Annotated in this window: 1 protein-coding gene and 1 pseudogene; one reads left to right on the top strand and one right to left on the bottom strand. The window is 76.1% G+C overall.

Features of this window, described 5'->3' with window-relative positions; genetic code table 11:
* Positions 1 to 326, top strand: a pseudogene (locus C1A33_RS23995) (glycosyltransferase family 4 protein); the annotation flags it as partial.
* A 73-nt stretch (positions 327 to 399) separates the two neighbouring features.
* Here C1A33_RS23995 and C1A33_RS23990 read toward each other — a convergent pair.
* Positions 400 to 1,962 (bottom strand): condensation domain-containing protein, encoded by a 1,563-nt coding sequence (locus C1A33_RS23990; protein ID WP_243407888.1) that lies wholly within the window; start codon positions 1,960 to 1,962, stop codon positions 400 to 402.
* Positions 1,963 to 2,246: the final 284 nt, after the last annotated feature.

Raw genomic sequence — 2,246 nt, 5'->3', positions numbered from 1 at the left:
GGCGGGTGGATGACGAGCTCACCCACGCCACCTTCACCCTGGCGCCCGGCGCCCCGCGGCCCGCCCTGCGCCGCACCGACCTGCTCTACCGGCCGGATCCGGCCGGCGCGGAGATGGTCGCGCTCCTCTACGGCACCGGTGAGGCGGACGCCCGCGCCGCGCTGGCCCGCGCCGGGCTGCGGTCGCCGGCACGCCTGCGTCCCGGCACCGGCGAGGATCTCCTGCTCGCCGCCGGGCACGCGCTGCCGGCCTCCCCCACCGTCGACCGCCGCGGTGCCGCCCCGCTCCCCGGTCCGCCCGCGGGCGTCCCGGCCGCCGCCCGCTGAACCGCCGCCCGCACGGGCGCCGGCGACGAGCGCGGGCGCCGCGCGGCCGGGAACGATCAGCGGGTGGGGACGATCAGCGGGTGGGGACGGTGCCCCGGCGCTGGTCGGCGGCCGGGGAGAAGCGGCTCCGCTCCGGCCGTCGAGCCGGAGCGGCGGCCGGCTCCGACGCCGGTGCCGGCGAGGCGGACCGCGGTGACGCCACGGACGGGGGCGCCGAGGCGGGCGGCGTCGCCGACCCGGCGGAGCCGATCTCGACCAGTTCGGCGAACGAGGCCCGGAAGAGATCCGCGAAGGCCGGCACGGAGCCCGGACCGAACAGCTGCCGGTGATGGCCGAAGGTGACGTTGAGCCTGTCCCCCATCCCGAGCACCCCGATGAACAGGCCCTGCGGCATTCCGGCCGTCCCAGTGAAGTAGACGGCGGTCACGGCCGGGCCGGTACCGGCCACCAGGCCGCCGCTGCCGACCGCGACGAGCAGCCGCCCGGACCCCGCGCGCGGCGCGGCCGTGCCGATCGGTCCGGCCACCGCGTCGTGACGGCCGAGGTTGCTGACCGCGGCGGTCGGCGCGAGCAGCGGGCGCCCGGCGGCGACGCCCAGGCGCAGCAGGGTGCTGCGCCACGGGCCCGGGACGAACCGGGCGGCGGCGATCCCGAGGGCACCCGACACGCCCGGCACCGGCGGCGGGACGACCTGCTTGGCCTGGCATGTCTGCTCGACGACCCGGCCGGCCAGGCGCACCGGATCGGCCCGCTCGGCCGCCTCGCTCATGATGATCGTCTGACCGGTCCGGTTGCCGCTGATCTCCGCCGGCCCCGGGAACGACGACGAGCTCGCCGAGGCCGCGAACGACGGCGCGGTGACCAGGTCGACCGGCATGCGGATGCGCAGCCGCCCCGTCTCGCCGCCGCGCCGGGCGTTCCACCGGTCGACCGCGAGGTGCGCGGCCCCGAGCAGCAGGTCGTTGACCGTCATGTGGCGGCCGTCGGGAAGAGTGCGGCCGCCGCTCGGCGCCGGCAGCACCATCGGGTGGAAGCCGTAGCCGTCGCCGCGGCCGAGCGTCAGCGGGGTGATGTAGCGACCGGAGCGACGCACCAGCGCCGACCAGCCCGGCGCCCCGGAACGGACCACCGCGGACATTCCCGCCGGCATCCCCCGCACCGTGCCGCCCGCCGGCCGCGGACCGTCGGACGGGTGGTGCTCGTCGGACGGGTGGCGGTAGTGGTCGAGGATCTCGGTGACGAGGGCGGCGAGACGCAGCCCGTCGAAGGCGAGATGGTGGGCGACCACGCAGAGCTGGTCGCCTTCGGGGCGGCGGACGAGCGCCACCCGCAGCGGCGGGTAGCGGCGCAGGTCGAACGGCGCCGACGAGAGGAGCTCCTGGACTCGCCAGCCGTCGGTCCCGTCGTCGACGAAACCGAACGGATCCGCGGTCGGTTCGGCGGCGAAGCGCCACGCGTGCTGGCGGGAGCCGTAGAGCACGGCCCGGGCCATCGGGTGGCGACGAATCACCGCCCAGACCGCGGACCGTAGCTGGTCGGGGTCCAACCGGCCGTCGATCTGCACCAGCAGCCCGCAGGTCAGGGGCGCACTCGCCCGGTCCGACGCGGCAAGAATCTGCTCACCAGGAGTCAACACCCGATCGGGTATCGGCGATGCCGGGGCATCGCCCTCGTGCGCCCATCCCATAGTCGTTGGCCGGCCTCTCTCCTGGGTTTCTCGCGAATTCACAGCGATGGCGCGCGTCGCCGGTAAGAGTTCACTAAGACTAGCCACCGAGAAATGCCTGTTCGCGACAGAGGTCACTCCCCCGAGGGGACGGGCCGTGGGACTGAGTGCTCCGCCGCCCGGGGTATCGCCACCATCCGTGACAGGCCCGGGCCGTTGCTCCGCCAACGCCGCCGGTCCGCTCCGACGGGCCC

This window comes from Frankia canadensis (genome assembly GCF_900197875.1).
In the GTDB taxonomy this organism is placed as follows: Bacteria; Actinomycetota; Actinomycetes; order Frankiales; family Frankiaceae; genus Frankia; species Frankia canadensis.
This window is presented reverse-complemented; position numbering and strand designations above follow the sequence as displayed.